Origin of the sequence: Maritimibacter sp., from assembly GCF_016774595.1 — a bacterium.
GTDB lineage: Bacteria > Pseudomonadota > Alphaproteobacteria > Rhodobacterales > Rhodobacteraceae > Maritimibacter > Maritimibacter alkaliphilus.
The window spans coordinates 889995-908603 of the sequence record NZ_JACBWT010000001.1 but is presented as its reverse complement, the minus strand read 5'-3'; the positions used below and the strand labels follow the sequence as shown (position 1 = coordinate 908603).

At 62.2% G+C, this 18609-nt stretch carries 18 protein-coding genes and 1 pseudogene; 9 read left to right on the top strand and 10 right to left on the bottom strand.

Features of this window, described 5'->3' with window-relative positions; genetic code table 11:
• Positions 1-45: 45 nt before the first annotated feature.
• Positions 46-966: a LysR family transcriptional regulator gene (locus tag HOY44_RS04500; RefSeq protein ID WP_287433291.1), complete on the bottom strand. Its 921-nt coding sequence runs from the start codon at positions 964-966 to the stop codon at positions 46-48.
• 237 nt (positions 967-1203) lie between these two features.
• On the opposite strand from HOY44_RS04500, the gene HOY44_RS04495 reads away from it, so the two are divergent.
• The gene (locus HOY44_RS04495; protein ID WP_287433289.1) at positions 1204-1965 is read left to right on the top strand and encodes an alpha/beta fold hydrolase; all 762 of its coding nucleotides are present in this window, start codon (positions 1204-1206) and stop codon (positions 1963-1965) included.
• A 66-nt stretch (positions 1966-2031) separates the two neighbouring features.
• Here the strand turns inward: HOY44_RS04495 and HOY44_RS04490 are convergent, their stop codons facing one another.
• From HOY44_RS04490 to dctP, 3 genes are read right to left on the bottom strand one after another with little or no spacing between them, the layout of a single operon-like run.
• Positions 2032-3309 (bottom strand): TRAP transporter large permease, encoded by a 1278-nt coding sequence (locus HOY44_RS04490; RefSeq protein ID WP_287433287.1) that lies wholly within the window; start codon positions 3307-3309, stop codon positions 2032-2034.
• A gap of 6 nt (positions 3310-3315) precedes the next feature.
• Positions 3316-3822 carry a TRAP transporter small permease gene (locus tag HOY44_RS04485; RefSeq protein WP_287433285.1) on the bottom strand — a complete coding sequence of 169 codons (507 nt, stop codon included), beginning with the start codon at positions 3820-3822 and terminating at the stop codon, positions 3316-3318.
• Complete coding sequence (gene dctP / locus HOY44_RS04480; protein WP_287433283.1) at positions 3819-4832, bottom strand: TRAP transporter substrate-binding protein DctP; 1014 nt, start codon at positions 4830-4832, stop codon at positions 3819-3821. Before dctP ends, HOY44_RS04485 begins: the two co-directional genes overlap by 4 nt.
• Positions 4833-4965: 133 nt before the next feature.
• On the opposite strand from dctP, the gene HOY44_RS04475 reads away from it, so the two are divergent.
• Both HOY44_RS04475 and HOY44_RS04470 read left to right on the top strand, forming a co-directional pair.
• Positions 4966-5469 carry a DUF3237 domain-containing protein gene (locus HOY44_RS04475; protein ID WP_287433281.1) on the top strand — a complete coding sequence of 168 codons (504 nt, stop codon included), beginning with the start codon at positions 4966-4968 and terminating at the stop codon, positions 5467-5469.
• A 154-nt stretch (positions 5470-5623) separates the two neighbouring features.
• Positions 5624-6324, top strand: a pseudogene (locus HOY44_RS04470) (DDE-type integrase/transposase/recombinase).
• Positions 6325-6907: 583 nt separating this feature from the next.
• Here the strand turns inward: HOY44_RS04470 and HOY44_RS04465 are convergent.
• The 5 genes from HOY44_RS04465 to HOY44_RS04445 are packed head-to-tail and all read right to left on the bottom strand — an operon-like array spanning position 6908 to position 11961.
• Positions 6908-7663, bottom strand: coding sequence for an SDR family NAD(P)-dependent oxidoreductase (locus tag HOY44_RS04465; RefSeq protein WP_287433279.1), 756 nt, complete (start codon positions 7661-7663; stop codon positions 6908-6910).
• Positions 7660-8523 (bottom strand): TIM barrel protein, encoded by an 864-nt coding sequence (locus HOY44_RS04460; RefSeq protein ID WP_287433278.1) that lies wholly within the window; start codon positions 8521-8523, stop codon positions 7660-7662. The genes HOY44_RS04465 and HOY44_RS04460 overlap by 4 nt, the downstream gene beginning before the upstream one ends.
• Positions 8520-9671, bottom strand: coding sequence for an alpha-hydroxy acid oxidase (locus HOY44_RS04455; RefSeq protein ID WP_287433277.1), 1152 nt, complete (start codon positions 9669-9671; stop codon positions 8520-8522). Before HOY44_RS04455 ends, HOY44_RS04460 begins: the two co-directional genes overlap by 4 nt.
• Complete coding sequence (locus HOY44_RS04450; RefSeq protein ID WP_287433275.1) at positions 9671-10648, bottom strand: 2-hydroxyacid dehydrogenase; 978 nt, start codon at positions 10646-10648, stop codon at positions 9671-9673. The genes HOY44_RS04455 and HOY44_RS04450 overlap by 1 nt, the downstream gene beginning before the upstream one ends.
• On the bottom strand, positions 10645-11961 hold the full coding sequence (locus HOY44_RS04445; RefSeq protein WP_287433274.1) for a Rieske 2Fe-2S domain-containing protein: 1317 nt from the start codon (positions 11959-11961) through the stop codon (positions 10645-10647). The genes HOY44_RS04450 and HOY44_RS04445 overlap by 4 nt, the downstream gene beginning before the upstream one ends.
• A 206-nt stretch (positions 11962-12167) precedes the next feature.
• On the opposite strand from HOY44_RS04445, the gene HOY44_RS04440 reads away from it, so the two are divergent.
• The 5 genes from HOY44_RS04440 to HOY44_RS04420 all read left to right on the top strand — a co-directional run bounded on the left by HOY44_RS04440 (position 12168) and on the right by HOY44_RS04420 (position 16490).
• Entirely contained in the window at positions 12168-13457 is a 1290-nt protein-coding gene (locus tag HOY44_RS04440) for a Rieske 2Fe-2S domain-containing protein (RefSeq protein WP_008334637.1), read from the top strand.
• Between the two features lie 63 nt (positions 13458-13520).
• Entirely contained in the window at positions 13521-14513 is a 993-nt protein-coding gene (locus HOY44_RS04435; RefSeq protein WP_287433272.1) for a PDR/VanB family oxidoreductase, read from the top strand.
• A gap of 16 nt (positions 14514-14529) precedes the next feature.
• Complete coding sequence (locus HOY44_RS04430; RefSeq protein ID WP_287433271.1) at positions 14530-15327, top strand: SDR family NAD(P)-dependent oxidoreductase; 798 nt, start codon at positions 14530-14532, stop codon at positions 15325-15327.
• A complete protein-coding gene (locus HOY44_RS04425; RefSeq protein ID WP_287433270.1) occupies positions 15324-16250 on the top strand; it encodes an alpha/beta hydrolase in 927 nt (308 codons plus the stop codon). The genes HOY44_RS04430 and HOY44_RS04425 overlap by 4 nt, the downstream gene beginning before the upstream one ends.
• A 15-nt stretch (positions 16251-16265) precedes the next feature.
• Positions 16266-16490, top strand: coding sequence for a hypothetical protein (locus HOY44_RS04420; protein ID WP_008334642.1), 225 nt, complete (start codon positions 16266-16268; stop codon positions 16488-16490).
• Between the two features lie 4 nt (positions 16491-16494).
• Here HOY44_RS04420 and HOY44_RS04415 read toward each other — a convergent pair whose 3' ends face one another.
• Entirely contained in the window at positions 16495-17250 is a 756-nt protein-coding gene (locus HOY44_RS04415) for a MarR family winged helix-turn-helix transcriptional regulator (RefSeq protein WP_287433267.1), read from the bottom strand.
• A 217-nt stretch (positions 17251-17467) separates the two neighbouring features.
• Between HOY44_RS04415 and HOY44_RS04410 the strand changes: the two genes are divergently transcribed.
• Complete coding sequence (locus tag HOY44_RS04410) at positions 17468-18565, top strand: ABC transporter substrate-binding protein (RefSeq protein ID WP_287433266.1); 1098 nt, start codon at positions 17468-17470, stop codon at positions 18563-18565.
• The last annotated feature ends 44 nt before the right edge of the window (positions 18566-18609 follow it).

Genomic DNA, 18609 nt, shown 5'->3' with positions numbered 1-18609 from the left:
GCGGTGCGCCGGGGGTCCCGACCTTCCGAGGATCCCCGGCTGCGCTCATAGCTTTCCAGCAGAAAACGCGCGGATATGTGCAGCGAATGTCTCAGCGGCCGGACCCGCGCGGTTTGGCTGATAAAGATAACCTAACGGTTCCAGTTCGCTCGAGATATCGACTTTCAGTTCCAAGACACGCCCATGATCAAACCAAGGCATCGCGACGCTTCGCGGTAGGATTGCGAGATATTTTCCGGTCTCAAGCATTCCCAGTGTCAAACGGGGCACGTGCGCGATGATCTGGCATCTGGTCTCATTGGGCCAGCCATTTTCTTGGGCCAAGCCTTCGAATGTGCGTCGCGCAATCGACCCTACCCGGTTCATGAGCCATTTCTGCTGACCGAGTTCATCCCAGCTTATCTGCGAGGCCTTCGCCAATGGGTGTTGCGCCCCGCAAGCAACAATCAGGGCATCATCAATGCATTTCTGGAAGGCCCACCCTTTCGGAGCGATGTTCGGCTCGCGCGTGCAAATCAGATCAGTCGCTGCCTCAATGATACCCGCTAAAGGCGCTGACGCCCCCGCTTCCGTAATCATGACCTCAATATCCGGATACCGCGTCGCAAAACTGTCGAGGGCACCATGGATCATGCCTCCCATCGCCGCTGCACTCGCCGAAACGCGCACGATGCCAGCCTGATGTTGCAATCGGTTGGATACAGCCGATGAACCGTCGGCCACCGCGTCGATAATACGCTGTGCGATCGGCAGCAGGTCTTTGGTCGCCTCGGTCGGCTCGACCCCGCGTGCGTGGCGGAAAAACAGGTCAATCTCCAGCAAACGTTCAAGCTCGGCCACCATCTGAGACACGGCGGGCTGAGTCATATGGAGCGCATCTGCGGCCCGACGCATACTCCCGATTTCTGCCAGCGTGACCAAGACTTGCATGTGCCTGACCTTGGCCTTCATTAGCAGACGGGACATGAGCGTGTCCGCACTAGGCAGGGGCATGGTATACGATCCTCTTATCGCCTTATGCGTAGCGTTATTATCTGGCTATTGCAAAGCTGGATAAAGTCGGAGCGAACATCACCGGGCGACTGGGTTTCGGTTGCCCCGAGAGAAGGTTTCGTTTTGGCGATTGAACTACAGCAACCGGCTTCCGTGAGACTCGAGTCTGGTGTGACCTTGACCTACATCCGAGCGGGCAGGGGAAACGTTGTGCTCTTCATCCACGGCGCGATGGGGGACTATCGCTCTTGGGCGCCGCAGTGGGAGGCTTTCACTGCGAAGTTCGATTGTATCGTCTACAGCCGACGCTACAGCTTTCCCAACCCGAACATACTGAAAACGCGGGATCACAATGCTCTGGTCGATGCCGAAGATGTCGAGCAACTCATGGACGCGCTTGGGGTGCAGAAGGCCGTGCTGGTCGGCAGTTCTTACGGTGGCTTCACGGCACTCGCCGCGGCGCTTCGGATGCCGGAGCGGGTTCAGGCCGTCGTTTCGGTCGAAGCGCCCATGATGCGATATGCCCTAAGTTCGGACAGCGGACGCGAGATCGCTCGCGCCTTTCTCGACCGATCTGCCCGTCCGGCGCGGGAAGCGTTCGAGCAAGGTGACGACGAGCAAGGCTTGCGCATTCTGACCGGTGGGATCGTCGGCAAAGCGCCGAAAGATGTGCCTGACGAAGTTATGGAGCGACGGATGCAAAACCTGCAAGCGGCGCGGTCGCTTGCTCTTTCTGATGACGAGTTCCCGTTGTTGGCACCGGACGCGCTTGCCGCGCTGAAGATGCCTGTTCTTTTGATGTCAGGGGCGGAGACCGCGCCTGTCCACGCGGCGATTTTTGCCGAGGTAAACAAGGCGATGCCGCAGGCCCGGGTGCGTCTTGTCGAAGGAAGCGGTCACTCGGTTTCGCAACAAAACCCCAAAGTCTTCAACCAGGTGGTCGAACAGTTCTTGCTCGACCACGGTCTCTGACTCGGCCGCCTTCCACATAGTGGGCCAAGCTATGACTTCGGGGCGGTGAAGATTCACCGCCCCTTTTTATCCAAGCACCATATTGGGCAGCCATGTCGAGATTGCCGGGATAAACGTCACCAACATCAGAAGCACCAGCATTATCAGGAAGAACGGGATTGTTCCGCGTAGGACCTCACCCACCGGCCGCCCCGTCACATTGGACATGACGAACATGTTTAGGCCAATCGGCGGCGACAATAGCGCGAGTTCGATGTTGATAACCATCACCACCGCAAAATGCGTCATGTCGATCCCCATTTCGCGCACGACCACCGAGACAACGGGCAACACGATCAGGATGATTGCGACCCCTTCGAGGAACATTCCAAGGATCAGCAGGCAGACGTTCATGATGAGCAGGAACTGCCACGGCTTCAGATCGCTTTCCACGATGTTGCGAGCCAATTCCTGAGGTACGCCCGATTTGATGATCCACGCCGAAACAAGCGTCGCACCCATGATAATCAGAATGATCACCGAAGTTCGGTCAATCGCTTCGGTCAGCATCGCGGGAATCTCACGCAGCTTCGCGGTGCGGTAGAAAAAGAGCACCCCGATCAGCGCAATAAGGGCACCCAGTACGGCCGCTTCGGTCAGGGTCACGAAACCTCCATAGATTCCGCCCAGAACAACGACAGGGATCATAAAGGCAGGAATGGCGCGCAGGTTCGTGCGCAGCATGGACTGCCCTTCTTCGAGGCGTTCGGACCCGCCGCCCACGCGCTTGGCGATCACTAGGATGTAAAGCGCGAAAAGGCTTGCCTGCATCAAGCCGGGTATGACGCCGCCAAGGAAAAGGCGCGGAATGCTCTCTTCCGCGATCAGGCCAATCAAGATCATCGGCAGCGACGGCGGGATCAAGATGCCCAAGGTCCCAGCGGCTGCGGTCAAGCCCATGGCGAACGTGGGTTTGTAGCCCCGTTCGATCATCAGTGGCACCAAGAGTGTACCCATAGCCATCGTCGTAGCCGCGGACGATCCGGTAATTGCAGCAAAGATGGCTGTTGCGACGACGCCGGAGATCGCAAGACCGCCCGGCAACCAACCGATCCATGACAACGAAGCATCGAAGAGCACCTTTGCCAACCCGCCACCGCGCATCAGGACGGCGGCGAGGATGAAGAACGGAACCGAAATCAGAACCGGCGAATTCAGGTGGTCCAGCACATGCTGTCCCAGCCCCGCCAGCGTCCGCCCTTCGGACAATAGCAGGACCGAACTCACGCCCATTAGGACGATGTAGATCGGAATGCCGATAGCGAGCAGCGCCAGAACGATGCCGAGACCCAGAATGATTGTCATGTCGTCTTAGTCCGATAACCCGTGGGGATGCGGCGCGGCCTGGCCCTGTAGAACAAGCGCGATGCGGCTCACGATGAAAATAAAGTGGATCGCGAAACTCGCGGGCAAGGCGAGGTAGAATATCCAGAACGGCAGGCGCAAGGCGCTTTCGGTGCGTTCATCCCACATCATGCCATCCTGCACGACGATCACACCGGAATATACGAAGAGACCAGAGACCCCGAGAGCCGCCAGAAGCGCCGCGATCTGCGCCGCCCGTCTTCCACGCGGCCCAAGCCACATCAACAGGAAATCGACGCGAATGTGCTCGCCTCGTTTTTCGATCCGGGCGACCCCCAGAAGGATCGCCCAGACCAGGAGGAATACGGAAACCTCGAAAACCCATTGGGGTTGTAATGTGGGGGCCGCATATCGCGCAAAGACGCTGAACGTCAGAAGCGCAAAGCAAGTAGCCAGCGCTGCCGCCGCGATCCATCCGATCAATCGGTCGAGAGCCCCCACAAAGCGGATCACTTGGCGGCCTCTTCAGCCAGGGACATGACCTCGTCCGAGATCTCGAGCTTATCGACCAGACCCGCCTGAATGGGCATCATGGCGTCGCGTGCGGTCGCCGAGGCCTCGTCAGAAGCGTCCGAGATCGTCACACCCCATTCGGTAAGCTTCGCGCGATACTCGCCATCTTGTTCAATCGCCATCTCGCGCTGTTTTGCGACCGTCGCATTCCAGACCTCACTGAAGGTCGCTTGCTGGTCTTTGTCCAGACTATCCCAATAGGACCGGCTCACGATGGGGATCAGATAACCAACGATACCCTGATCCCAGAACCCGTGGGTTACGCCCACGTCCGTCAGCTTCTGCTGAACGACGGATTCAATCGAAGCCATGGTCGCGTCGACCGTGCCCTGTTGCAGAGCCAAAGGCATATCGGACCCCGGCATCACCACCGGCACGCCACCCATAGCCTCGACGCGCGCAGCGGCTGCCGCACCACCGGGAATGCGCACCTGCATACCTTTGAACTCTTCGTGGTTTGTAAGCGGCTTAGCCGTCGACCAATACATAACCCGCCCCAGAAGTGGCCAATTGCCCGGCACGACAACCCCCATTTTGTCGGAAAGAAGCTCGTTCAGTTTGTCCCCTAGCGGGCCGTCGAGCATGTCGTTTCGCGTGGTCTCGGACAGCCCGTTGAGCATTGGCAGATCGAGCACGTTGATGTTGGCCTCGATCCGGCTCAGGTAGGGCGATGGCACGATGGCCATCCCAACATCACCACGCGCAACAGCCTTGCCCACATCGCGAGCGTTGTAGAGCTGGCTCGAGTCAAAGATCTTGGCCGTCAACTCTCCGCCGGTCGCCTCGGCGAGAGCTTCGGCGAACCAGACCATCGTCATGGTTTGCGCATGTTGCGGCGGCGTTGCCGTCGAAATCACCAGTTCATCCGCAGCCTGTGATGTCGTAGCCATCATCGACATGGCAAGCGCCGCGATGCCGCCTTTCAGAGCGGTCCGCACAGTCATAGACATTTTAATCCTCCCATACGCGGGTCCTATCCCGCTTGACCAAACGCTACGCCCCCGATCTATAATCGAAAAATAAAACACCCCGCTGAACGATAAGAAATCCGTATCAGTTGCGCATGGGCTTCGAGAGGAATGAATGACAGATCAGGACCTAATGTCGACGTTTCCCCCGATGCCCCCGCAGGCCGGTTTGGTCTGGACCGCTATCGTCGATGTTGGCGATCCCGTAGACCTTGGCCCGGCGCGGGGCGGTCAGCGTTTCATGGTCCCGATCAGTGGCGGGCGATTTTACGAGGGACTCGAGGGGGAGGGACTATCCGGAACTGTGCTGGCCGGCGGCGCAGATCGCCAGTTTCTTCGCGCGGACGGGGTCAAAGAACTCGAAGCGATTTATGAAATGAAGACGTATGACGGTACGTTCATCACCATTGAGAACCGCGTGGTTGTCGATACCATGCGCGAGCCCGATCATTATGCGATGTCGACCATTACCGCAAAAGTCAGAGACGGTCCATTCGGATGGCTCAACCGTCGCGTACTCGTCGGAACCCTGCAAACAGCGCGCCCGGATCGAAACGCCGTGATCATACGAGCTTGGATTATGAAAGACGTTTTCGAAGGTTTGACCCAAGCAGACTAGTGTTGAATACGACGTTCCTAATCTCACCATTCACTGTCTATCCGGACGGGTGGGTTTCTCGGGGTAGTCACGTTGGCTGTCTTGCAGTCAATACGGTCTTGTCAGAGCAACTTGGCTTGAGGCGAGGGAAGTACACTAGCTCAAGTCCGAACATATCCAAGTCGAGCCCACCCGTTACTATAATACGTCGGCCGAGATCATCCGTTTTGGCGGTGATGCTGTATGTTCGTTTCCCGCTCAAGCTGCGCAAAGTTGAAGACCTGCTCCTCGAGCGCGGGATCGACATGAGCCACGAGACGGCCAGATACTTGTGGCATCCGTTCAGACCAATAGTCGCGGCCGAACTTCGTAGGTGCCTGAATGAGGAAATGCGCTCCAGTTTCTGCCTTAGGCACCTCAACGAGATGTTCGTGAAGAAAAACGGTGAGCGGCACTACCTCTAACGCGCCGTGGATACGAGGGAGAGGGCCTGGAGGGTTTTTTACCACGACCTGCGACCGGAAGGCGGACTTTAGGTTTCAAAAGTAAACGATGCTCAAGCATGGCGCCTCGGAGACAATTTCGACCGAAAAGCTCCAGTCATACGATGCCATTCTGAAAATAATCCGAGCTGATGCGCGGCAGGAAACAGGTCGCTGGGTGGGCAAACGCGCAGCGAATTCGCACCTGCCGTTCCGAAGGCGAGAACGTGCCATGCTCCGGTTCCGTCGCATGCGAAGTCTCCAGAAGTTCGCCTCCGTTCATGCTTCTGTCTCAAACCACTTCAACGAGGAACGCAGCCTCTCAAGCCGCCCGGTTTTCAAGGCCAACCGCGCCGCCGCTCTGGCCGAGTGGCGCGTTCTCTGCGCGGAATAAGGGACAGCGCATCTGGCCTGGCTGAGACTGGTTTGAATTAGTCTGCCAGCACAGCCACGCTTTCCTGCATTGCGAGCCTCTACGCGCTATCTCTGGTATTCCTATGATTTCGCTCTGTGGGACTGCCGGTGAGACGGACTGTCTTTCCGATCAAGGCTACCCAATCACCAATGGCGCCGACCGAGGAATTTGCCTCTAGGCAAATCGAGAGTTTGGCGAGCGGTCATCGAACGCCCAAATCAGTCCCTGCCGGTGCCTTCTGACATCGCAAGAGATCTTCCGGCTCGTGCAAATTCTTGATGTCGTTTGCCCGCTTTCGCACCGAGACGTCGGTGACTTGCGATGAAAGTGGAAGTGTGGAGCGATCAAAATGACTGGGAAGACTTGGCGCCTCGTCGAAGTGTTGGCGACGTTGGACCGAGAAAGTAGTAAGAGCTAAATCCTCCGACTGCGCCGTGGCGGTCTGTCAAGCGTCCAAGACGGACAAATCGTACATGTGGCGACGAACAATGCGCCTGAAATTTTCTCTCAAGTTTTTCCCGAAGTCAGCGCACATCTTGATGCGAGACCGCTGGCGATGCGCCTAGTGGTAAACCGATCCCCCGTCTGCCGCGATCACCTGCCCGGTGACAAACGAAGCGTCGTCACTGGCGAGAAACAAGCCCACGCGAGACACGTCTTCCGGTTGGGCGTCGCGTTTAAGAGCGCGGGTGTCGCGGGCGATGCCTCGATAAACACCGTCGAAAGCGGTGTTTTCGAGGTTGCTCTGCGTCAACGTGTAGCCCGGTGATACCGCGTTCACGGTGATGTCGTCGGCGCCGAATTCGTTCGCGAGGGATCGGGTCATAGTGATCACCGCGCCTTTTGACGCGGTATAAGCGCAGAGGTTTGGCGCGCCTTTGAAAGCGGTCCCCGAGACGACGTTGACGATCCGGCCATAACGCCGCGCCCGCATGTGCGGTGAAACTGCCTGACAGCACAAAAGAACGCTCAGCGTGTTCACGTCGATCATGCGGCGGAATTCCTCGGCCGAGACCTCTTCGAAAGGCTTCAGCACCATGCCCCGCGAAATCGCGGCGTTGTTGATCAGGATATCGACCTGACCAAAGGTTTCGATCGTGCGGGCGACCATGGCATCGACTGCGGCCTTGTCCGAGACGTCGGTCGTGGTGGCGATGGCGTTCGCGCCAACGGCACGGGCCGCCTCGGCCCCGGCGTCCGCATCCAGAATGTCGGCGGAGACGATGTTCGCACCGCACGCTGCCAAACGGGTCGCCATGTCGAGGCCCAGCCCGGTGCCTGCGCCGGTCACGATGGCGGTTTTTCCTTCGAAGCTCATGATCCTGTCCTTTTGGCTTGCGTCAGTTCGGCGTCGATGGCGTGGAGCCAGTCGATGCCGGCTCGTTCGCTTTGGGCGGACGCGTCCGCCCAGAGGTGTTCGAGTTCCACGAGACCCGCGAACCGCTGCGAGGCGAGCGCGTCCAGGACCGGGCGGATGCGGGGATCCGCCCCCGGCTCGCACCGCCCCGGCTGCCCGGCGATCTGGACTGGGCCGATGATGTCCGCGTCGCGGGTGAGCGGGGTCATGAGGTCGCCATCCGTCGCGATCAGGTGTCCGGTGTCGTAGATCAGGCGCACGGCGGGGTGGCCGATCCGGCGAACCACGCGGGCGGCCTGCGCAAAGCTTGTGAACAGCTGACCGGGGATCGCTGCCGGGTCCACAACCTCGACATTCAGCGTCAGACCAGCGGCCGCCGCGCGATCTGCGAGGGTCGAAAGGCGTGCGGCGAATGCGCCCTCCGCCGCGTCCTGACCAAGCGCGGTCGTCCCGGCGGGCACGATGGCAAGGTCACGCGCCCCGATCCGGGCCGCGTCGGCGAAGGCCTGATCGCAGGCGGCCTGCAAGGCGCGTTCACCGGACGTGTCGCCCGGAAACCAAAGCGGCCGGCGCAGGTCAGATAACCCGCCAATGCCAAGCGTTCCTGCGGCAAGGTCGGATGCGGTCAGTGCCTCGGCAATACGCGCCTTGTCCACCTCGGGCCGGGACGAAAACCAAGGGTCTTGAATTCCCGCGAACCCTTCGGCAGCGGCAAAGGCGATCTGGTCGACCGGGTCGCGCGACGGTGCGGCGTGGGCAAAAAGCGGCGTGTCAAAGCCCCGAAACCCAAGGTGCGGGGCATAGCGCAGGGCAAAACTCATCGTGTCGTACCCGTCAGGTGGCTGGGGGTGAGCGCGGCAATGTCGCGTTCGCCCAGCAGCATCATCGCATTCGTCATTTCGTCCCGCAGAAGTTCGATCGCTTTGTCCACGCCCGCCTCGCCCGCAGCGGCAAGGCCATAGGCCCAAGCCCGGCCGATCAGCACGCTGGATGCGCCAAGCGCACGCGCTTTGAGGATATCGGTGCCGCGCCGAACTCCGCTGTCGAGCATCACCTCAATGTCGCTACCCGCCGCCGCGACCATGTCGGGCAATGTAGCGACGGCGGAAAGCGATCCGTCCAACTGTCTACCGCCGTGGTTCGAGACTGAGATGCCCTGCACTCCGATCCGGCGCGCGGCCTCGACATCATCGGGGTGCAACAGCCCTTTGACGATCATCGGCCCGTCCCATGCTGCCCGCACACGCGCCACGTCCTCCCACGTTGCTGAGGGATCGAAGAGCGACGAGACGTGTTTGGCGATGCTCACGAACCCGTCCGCGTGAGGGTTGCCCTCGAAATTGCCGAATCGGAACCGGGTGCGGGTCGACCGGGCGAGGAACGGCAGGCGCAGGGCGGTGTCGGCGAGCGTTGTCAGACGCGGGCGTATGGGAACGGTGAAGGCGTTGCGCACATCGCGTTCGCGCCGCCCCGCCACGGGTAGGTCGAGCGTCAGTACCAGCACCCGGTAGCCCGCATCCTGTGCGCGGCGCACAAGCCCCATCATCCAGTCACGATCCTTGAGGAAATAGAGCTGGAACCAGTTCTCACCCTCGGGCACGGCGCGCGCGACATCTTCGATGGACGCGATGGAGTTGGTGGACAGGCAAGCCGGAATGCCCGCCCGCGCGGCAGCACGGGCCGCCAGAACCTCGCCCTCTGGCCAGCACAGCCCGGCAAAGCCGATGGGGCTAAGCGCAATGGGAAGTGCGGCGGGCCGGCCCGCCATCGTTGCCGACAGGTCGATCGTGGACACGTCACGACCAACACGCGGGCGAAACCCATAACGGTCGAAATCCGCGCGGTTGTGACGGGCGGTCGTCTCGTCGCCCGCCGCACCGTCGACGAAGTCGAACAGCGCGCGGGGCAGGGCGCACCGGGCGCGGCTGCGCAGGTCGTCGATGTTCGACACGGTGGACAGATCGGGCATCAGGCTGGCTCCGGCACAAGGTTTGGCGGCGTCTCGCCGCGCGCGAGGGCCCTGAACCCGTCACGCAGGATCGCGCCCATCCGCACCCGCGCCTCGACGGTCGAGCTTCCGATATGCGGCAGGAGAAACGCGTTTGGCAAATCCAGATAGCGCGCATCGTAGTTCGGCTCGCCCGCCATCACGTCCAGCCCGGCCCCTGCGATCTGCCCGCTGGACAGCGCCGCAATCAGCGCCGCATCGTTCACCACGGTCCCCCGCGCGACGTTCACGATATAGCTGCCGGGGCGCATGGCGGCGAGGATCCGCGCGTTCACCGCGCCCCCGGTCGCGGCATTGGCCGGACAGGCGATGACCAGCACGTCGCAAGTCTCCGCAAGTCCCTGAAGCGTCGGGTGATAGACCGCGCCGCATTCTTCCTCCGGCTTCAGCCGCGACCGGTTGTGATAGGCGATACTCATGCCCATGCCCGACAGGCGCGCGGCGATCTCTTGCCCGATCCGGCCCATGCCGAAGATCCCCGCCTTGCGACCCGCAAGCTCGTGGCCCAGAAGCTGACCGGGCGTCCACCCGGTCCATGCGCCCGACCGCACGAGTGAGATGCTCTCCGTCGCCCGCCGCATCGCGCCAAGCGTAAGGAAGACCGCGATTTCAGCGACCGAGGCCGACAGCACGTCAGGCGTCGACAAAAGCGCGAACCCGCGCTCGGCAAGGGCGGCGCGGTCGATGTGGTCGGTCCCGACCGAATAGGTGCCGACCGCCGCCAGTCCCGACGGGAGCCGGGCGACAGCCGCGCCGTCCAAAGGCGTCTCGACCGACAGGATCAGCCCATCCGCCGCGTCTTTGGCCGTCACCTCGGGCAGCGGCTTGGCGGTCAGTTCCAGCCCTTCGGCCAGCGCCGCCACCACCGGGTCCGGCAGCGTGCAGCACATAAGGACGCGCGGGCGATCCAGCCCGCGCGCCGGTTCGCTTCTGGTCATTCCGCAGGCACGCCCGGCTTGCGGTTCGGCTGCGCTTTCTTGTGACCGGGAACAAGGCTCTGCCACGGCTCGCCTGCGTCCACCACGCCCGATGTGCCGACGATTCCGCCGTAATCCACGGACGATCCCAGCCCCGTCGGTTCGCGCCCTTCGTCCACCTGTTTCGCGATGGTCAGAAGCGTGCGGTAGAGCCGCTGGATACCGATGTCCGCTGACGACAACCGCTCGCCCGAACGGTCCCGTATGGGGCCGCTCGATACGACGACCGCGACATCCTCTTCGATCAGACCCGGCAGGCCCGAAAACGTCTTGCCCGCCCGCATCGCTGCGCGGTCCTGCCCGAAACGGTTGTGATGCCCTGCCGTCGCAGGGGTGCCGAAGGTGCGGCGCGAAATGCCGTAACTGTCCAGATGGTGATCGGTCAGCCCCACGAATTCGAGCTGCTGAGAGCGCAGCGGTTCCTCGCCAATCGCCTTTTCGGTGTCCCAGAACACATGAATGAACAGCGACGTCGTGTCGTTGACCGGGACCATCAGCGTCGCAATATCGCCGTTCGGATTCAGCACGGTAAAGGGCGCTACGAAGGACGTGATCCGCACGTTGTGGCTGCCGCCTTCGTCGCCTTTGCGCAGGGCCGCATAATGAAACCCGAACTCGGTGTCCTCGGCGGCGAGCTCCGGCGCCAGATCGTCGGCCATCTTGCCGACCTTGGCGGCGTAGTCGATCTGCACATCGCCCGCACGCGACAACCCGTCAGAGTGCAGGAACCCAAGGTGGGTGGTGTCGAGAAGCCCTTCGGTCACCTGCACATAATTGCAATCCTCGAAGTGGATCGTGGTCAGGAGGTGCGAGGCAGGCAGGTCCATCCACGGATACCGCTTGAACGCAGGCTTGTCCTCGGGCGCGCCCATATAGATCCAGACGATCCCGCCCGCTGCGACCGCAGGATAAGACTTGATCTTAAACCGCGTCTTGAACTCGGGGTCTTTCACGTTGGGGGTGTCGAGCACCGTGCCGTCATGCGCGAACTTCCAGCCGTGGTAGATGCAGCGCAGACCGCAGTCTTCGTTCCGGCCCAAGGACAGCGACGCGCCCCGGTGGCAGCAGAACTCGTTCAGAATACCGATGTTGCCGTCCGTGTCGCGAAAGGCCACCAGCTTTTCGCCCATGATCTCGATTCGCACCGGGTCTCCGTCACACTCGCTCACCTCTGATTCGAGCAGCGCGGGCACCCAATAGCGCCGCAGCGCCCGGCCCATCGGCGTGTCGGCCCCGGTCAAACACATCCGCATATTGTCGTCGTGTGAAAGCATGATTTCCTCCCGTTTGCTCATTATCTTCCATGGAAGATAATAGGGATGTCAAGCGCGCAGAACGCGCGGATCGCTTTGGCTAGCATCCCGACACAGCGACGGCAGGGGGAGTTGACGAGGCTTCCCGATGGTGTTTATCTTCCATGGAAGATGAAAAGCCGCGGCGACCGGAAACGGGCGACTGTGGACCAGGAGGAGGAACTGGAATGCTGTCCCACGAGGAAAACGAAGCCCTTTGCCGTGTCGGTCGCGGCACGCCTATGGGCAAGGTCATGCGCCGTTACTGGCACCCCATCGCGTTGTCCGAGGAACTGCCGGAACCGGATTGCAAACCGATCCGTGCGGAGCTTTTGGGCGAAAAGCTCGTCGTGTTCCGGGACAGTGAAGGCAAGGTCGGCGTGCTTCAGGAAAGCTGTATGCACCGGGGAGCCTCTCTGGCGCTTGGCCGTGTCGAGGATGGCGGCGTGCGTTGCCTCTATCACGGCTGGAAATTCGCGGTGGATGGCACGATCCTCGACACCCCGAACAACCCCGACCCGCGTGTGAAGCAGCGGCTCAAGCAGCCCTGTTTCCCGGTGCGCGAAGAGGGCGGGCTGATCTGGACCGTGGTGGGCGCGAAGAAGGGCGAAGAGCCGCCGTTCCGCCGCTATTCCTTCATGGACGCGCCGGCGGAGCATCGTCTGGCCCTGCGCATCAACGTGAAATGCAACTACCTGCAACTGTGGGAAGGCGGGGCCGATAGTTCCCACGTCGGGATTCTGCACGCCGAAAGTGCTTCGCCGGGTTGGCTGAATGACGAGCCGACGCGCGACAGCCGGGCGTCGAACCCCGCGAACCTTGCCGTGGTCGACAATGCGCCGACGTTCGAGATCGAGAACACCGACTACGGGTTTCACTACGCCGCCATGCGCCGCGCGCCGAATGCGCAGGGCGAGCCGGAGGTGGTGAACGTTCGTGTCGTGCCGCTTATCATGCCCACGGGCCGGATCATCCCCGCGCCGAACTCGTTCCTGACGGTGTTCGAGACGCCCGACAACGATGGCCAGACCTCGACCTTCATCGTGCAGCACGGCTATTCCAAGCCGGACCGCGAAGAGATGCTGGAGCTGCTCGGCATGGACGATCCGGCGGTCTACGATCCCGAGACCCATAACCTTACCGTCGACTGGGGTATGGGGCTTGGGCAAAAGCGCGATCAGATGGACGAACACTGGAGCGGCATGAAGGGCGTCGAACACGAAGACGCCGCGATGGCCCTGTCCATGGGTCAGATCTTCGACCGCACGCAGGAACATCTTGTGGCAGCCGACGGGGCCGTCGTGCGCCTGCGCCGCTGCCTTCTGGATAGCATCAAGGCGGTCGAAGAGGGCGAAGAACCCTTGGGCGCGACGATGGAGGATCTCACGCAGGTGAGCGTGACGTCCGACGCGCCGCTCGACCGGCCATGGCAGGCCGTGGGCCATCATTACGAAATTCCGCCGCAAGCCGCCGAATAAGGCCGCGCCCGGCTGCAAGCGTGGCCGGGCGTTCGACCTATCTTTCTTCAAAAGGAGCCTGCGATGATGATGCAGCCCTCGCTCCCCGGTCAGGACATGACCCTGCCGGTCGTTGTCCGTTCGATGACCCTTCTGGCACGTGACACGCTCGCGGTCGAATTCACGCCGCAGGATGGTGTGACGCTCCCGCCGTTCGACGCAGGCGCGCATGTCGATCTTTTCTTGCCCAACGGCATCCGCCGGTCCTATTCGCTGTGCAATGCGCCGGGTGACACCGGGCGATATGTCGTCGGCGTGAAAAAGGCGGACCCGAGCCGCGGTGCCTCGTCCTATATCCACGACACGCTGCGCGTGGGGCAGGTGATGAAAGTCTCGGCCCCCAAGAACAACTTCCCGCTCGACGAGTCGGCGGCGAAGTCCGTGCTGATCGCGGGCGGGATCGGGATCACCCCGATGATGTCGATGATCGACCGGATGGAGGCGACGGGCGCCGACTGGACGCTCTACTATTCCTGCCGCACCCGCGCGGATGCGGCGTTCCTTGACCGGCTCGACCTGTTGGACAAGGCGCGCTGCGTGAACCTGAATTTCGACGGCGAGCCGGGCGGCGCAATGCTGAATCTGGCCGAGATCATCGGGGCGGAACAGGGCGACGGCGCTCATTTCTATGCCTGCGGTCCCGCGCCGATGCTGGATGCGTTCGAAGCCGCTACTGCGGGCTTGCCAGAGGGTCACGCGCACCTCGAACGTTTCGGGGGCGAGCCGCTTCCCGTTTCGGACGATGCGCTTGAGACGTTCGAGGTGGAATGCGTGCAAAGCGGGCTGAACCTCACGATCACGCCCGAGACGACCATTTTGGACGCGCTTCTCGACAACGGGATCGACATTCCGTTCTCCTGCATGGACGGTGTCTGCGGATCGTGCCGCGTCGGCGTGGTCGAGGGCACGCCGGACCACCGCGACATGGTGCTGTCGGATGGGGAACTGGCCGCAAACAAGGTGATGATGGTCTGCTGTTCGGGCAGCCGCAGCCCGAAACTGGTGCTGGATATCTGAGGGAGGAGCAGGCGCAATGACGCTTGAGAACGTGCCGGGCATCTCCGGCAAAGCATTCGTGGTGCTGGGCGCCGGGCAGGGGATTGGCCGCGCAACGGTGGAGGCCCTGTCGGCAGCCGGTGCGCGCGTCGCCTGCGTGGACCGCGACGAAGGACTGGCTCAGGCTGTCGCGGGTGCGGTCGGCGGCCTTGCCCTGTCGGGCGACGTGACCCGGCGCGGCGACATGGAGCGGATGTTTCAGGACGCCGCCGACTGGGCGGATGGGTGCCTTGGCGGGGTCGTGGACATCGTGGGGATCGCAGACGTTCGGGCGATTGCCGACATGGATGACGAGGGCTGGAACGAGCAGTTCGACCTCACGCTCCGCCATGCCTTCCTGACCGTCCAGATCGCCCCCCGCTTCATGCCGGAGGGCGGCGCGCTCGCCTTTGTGAGTTCGATGTCCAGCACGCGGGCGGTCGAGAACCAGACCGTCTACGGCGCGTCCAAAGCCGCGCTCAACCAGTTCGTCGCGGGGGCGGCTTGCGAGCTGGGGCCCAAGGGCATCCGCGTGAACGCCGTGTCGCCCGGTTTCGTGCGCACCCCGCGTCTCGTCGCAGCACTTGGCGATGACTTCTGGGCCGAGCTCAATTGCTATATCCCCGTGGGCCGCCCGTGCGAGCCTGCCGACATCGCCGGGCCGCTCATGTTCCTGTGCTCGGACCTTGCCGCCTGCATCTCGGGGCAGACGCTGACCGTGGACGGCGGCACCAGCACGCAGGCCCACATGCCCAAGATCCCGCTAAAGCGAAAAGCCACGGGGGCGACGGCATGAGCGCGCCGACCGATCCCGCCTTCGCGCCGATCCTCGGCCATAGCCGGGGTAAATCCGTGCTCGCCGACGGGGCGCTTCCCGATGTGCGCCAGATGATGGAAGACCGCGCCAAATCCCGGCCCGGCCCGGAAATTGCGACCGTGCGCGATGCGGTCGTGCCCGGCCCGGCGGGCGACATTCCGGTGCGGCTTTACGTGCCCGAGCAGGCGCGCGGCGTCGTTCTTGCCTATCACGGTGGCGGCTGGATCACGGGCAGCCGCGACAGCTTTGACCCGGTCTGCCGCTTCATGGCGGCGGAATCCGGCGCGGCGGTCGTGTCGGTCGACTACCGGCTCGCGCCCGAGCATGTGTTCCCCGCAGCGGTCGACGACGCCTTCGCTGCGCTCGTCGCTGTGGATCGGGACCGCGCGGGCCTTGGCCTGCCGGACGGCCCCATCGTGGTGATGGGCGAATCCGCAGGTGCCAACCTTGCCCTCGTCGTGTCGCTGATGGCGCGGGATGCACGCGGCCCCGAGATTGCCAAGCAGGTGCTGGCCTATCCGGCGGTGGACGCGAGCGTCGAGCGCCCCTCGATGGACCTGTTCGCCGAGAACCACCTTCAGACCCGCCGCGACGTGAACCACGCGCTGGGCACCTATGCGCTGAACCACGGTGTTGATCCGTCCGACTGGCGTCTGTCGCCGCTCAAGGCCGAGACGTTCACGGGCCTGCCGCCGGTCTTTCTGGTCTCGGCGGAATGCGACGCGATCCGCGACGATTCCGAAGCGTTGACCCATCGCCTCATGGCCGAAGGTGTCGGCGTGGTCCACGCGCGATACGCCGGCATGATCCACACCTTCGTCCAGATGCGCCCGGCGGTCGAAGCGGCCATCGTCGCGCAGCGCCAGATGGCCGACGAAGTGCGCCGCGCCGTGCAAGCGTAACGAGAAGGGTATCCCGTGATCAGTTTCAACGACATCATCGACAAGGCCTGCCCGGCAGCGGTGCAGGCCGAACGCCAAGGGAACCTGCCGACGCGGATGTTTGTTCATCCCGTGATATTCGACGGCATTTCGGAAATCCGGCGCGACGAAATCGCGAACGGGTTTCCTCTGATCCTGCTCGGCATGTTTCTGGAGGTCGACCCGGACCTTCCCCGTGATGGCTTCCGCTTCGAACGCTAGGCGATCAGTCCGCTGCGTTCTCTACCGGGGGGAGGCCTTCGACGTTCTCGAAATAGGCGAGAAGCTTGTAAAGGAAATCCATCCCGTGAGCGAGCTCGTCCGCGCTCATGCTGTCAACAACCCGTCCGAACGCGGTGTCCGGCGAACAGATCAGCTCGATCGCCTCGTCCGCGACACGCCGCCCCTCGTCAGTAAGGTAAATGATCCGGCCGCGTTTATAGGCGGGGTCGATCTTGCGTGAGACAAGTTTGCTGCGGATCAGACGATCGACCTGCTTGGTCACGGCGCCCGATGTTATGAACAACGACTGGAACAGATCCGTCGGGCGCATTGCGCCGTCCGGGCCATTGCGACGAAGCGCCAGAAGGATGCGCAGGTCGCTTGGCCCGATCGAATACCCGGCCTGGCTGAGATCGCGAAACGCTGCCTCCATCGACGTGTCGATCTGTTTGATCGCCGCCGCCACGATGAACGGGTCGAGGTTAAGGTCAGGGCGCTCCCGGCGCCACGCTTGGGTCATGTCATTCAATGTTCGTGCCAATCCCGCTTTATCCCCTCCGCGACTGCATTCGTGCAGTCCTCCCCTTGATTTCACGGGATCATAGTGTCCCGCGGACGCCCGAACAACGCCTCTCCCTGCTCGAGCGGTTCCTCCGCCAATCACCTTCGTTCCGCTTGCCGGGACAACGGCGCTGCTTTGCGGATGCAGCATCATCATCCATGGAAGATATTCAAGAATCTTCTTGACGTGAAAGCGCAATCGTTTCACCTTCCATGGAAGGTCAGATGAGTTGGTTATTGGTCGGACACCGTTAAGACCGATCCGGGAGTGAGGAAAAACTGGCCTGACGACGATGCGTGACCGTGCTCCAGAGAGCCACGGCAAAAGCGCGAACAGGGAGGAAATCATGGTAACTCAACGAAATCGTCTTGGGACGATAACGGTCGTGGCTGGCCTTATGGTCAGTACAACAGCGATGGCTGATACGCTGAAGGTCGGGGTCGTCGGGCCAATGACCGGGCCTCTTGCGGTGATGGGCGAACAGTGGCGCCAAGGTATCGAGACGTTCATGGAACTGAACGGCGACAAAGCTGGCGACACCACCATCGAGGTGGTCTACCGCGACACGACGGGCAACCCGGCGAACGCCAAACAGATGGCGCAGGAGCTGATCGTGCGCGAACGCGTGCAGGCTTTGGTTGGCTTCGGCATCTCGCCCTCTGCCGCGGCGGCGGCTCCGGTAATCAACGAAGTGCAGATCCCGACGTTCCTGCCGCACGTCGCATCGCCCGCGCTGATGGATGCTTCGCCCTATTTCGTGCGTCTCGGTCAGAACATCGCCACCAACGCCGAAGTCGCCGCCAAATGGGCGCGCGAGAACGGGATGGAAAGCGCCTATGTCGCCGTGGCCGATTACGCCCCCGGTCATGACGTTGCCAACGCGTTCAAACCGGCGTTCGAGGGCGCGGGCGGCACCGTCACCGGGTCCGACAATATCCCGCTGTCCACCGTCGATTTCTCGCCCTTTGCCGAACGGATCGCCGAGGCGCAGCCGGACATGGTTCAGCTGTTTATCCCGCCCGGGGCGCAGGCCGTCTCGATGGTCAAGGCGATGGCCGCGCGCGGTCTTATGGAAGACACGCTCATCATGGGGCAGGGCGAGGCCGAGGATAGCGACATCCACCTCTTCGATGGCACCATCAAGAACTTCCATTCCGCGATTTACTACTCGGAATCGCTCGACAACCCCGAGAACGAGGCCTTCGTCGGCGGGCTTCAGGCCAAGTTCGGCGAAGACGTGCTGCCCAGCACCTTCACGCTCGGCGCTTATGACTCCATGGCGCTAATCTATGCGCTGGCCACGGAAATGGGTGCCGACTTCAACGGCGACGCGGTGATGGCGAAACTCGCCGGGTATTCGTGGGCCAGCCCGCGTGGCAAGATCACGCTCGACGCCGAAAGCCGCGAGCCGATCCAGGATTTCGTGATCCGCCGGGTCGAAGACGTGGACGGCCAGCTGCGCAACGTCGTGGTCGATACGATTCCGCAGGTTCACCCGATCTCGGGAAGCTGAACGCCCTCGTCATAACTTCGTCCGCGGGGCATCATCGGATGTGC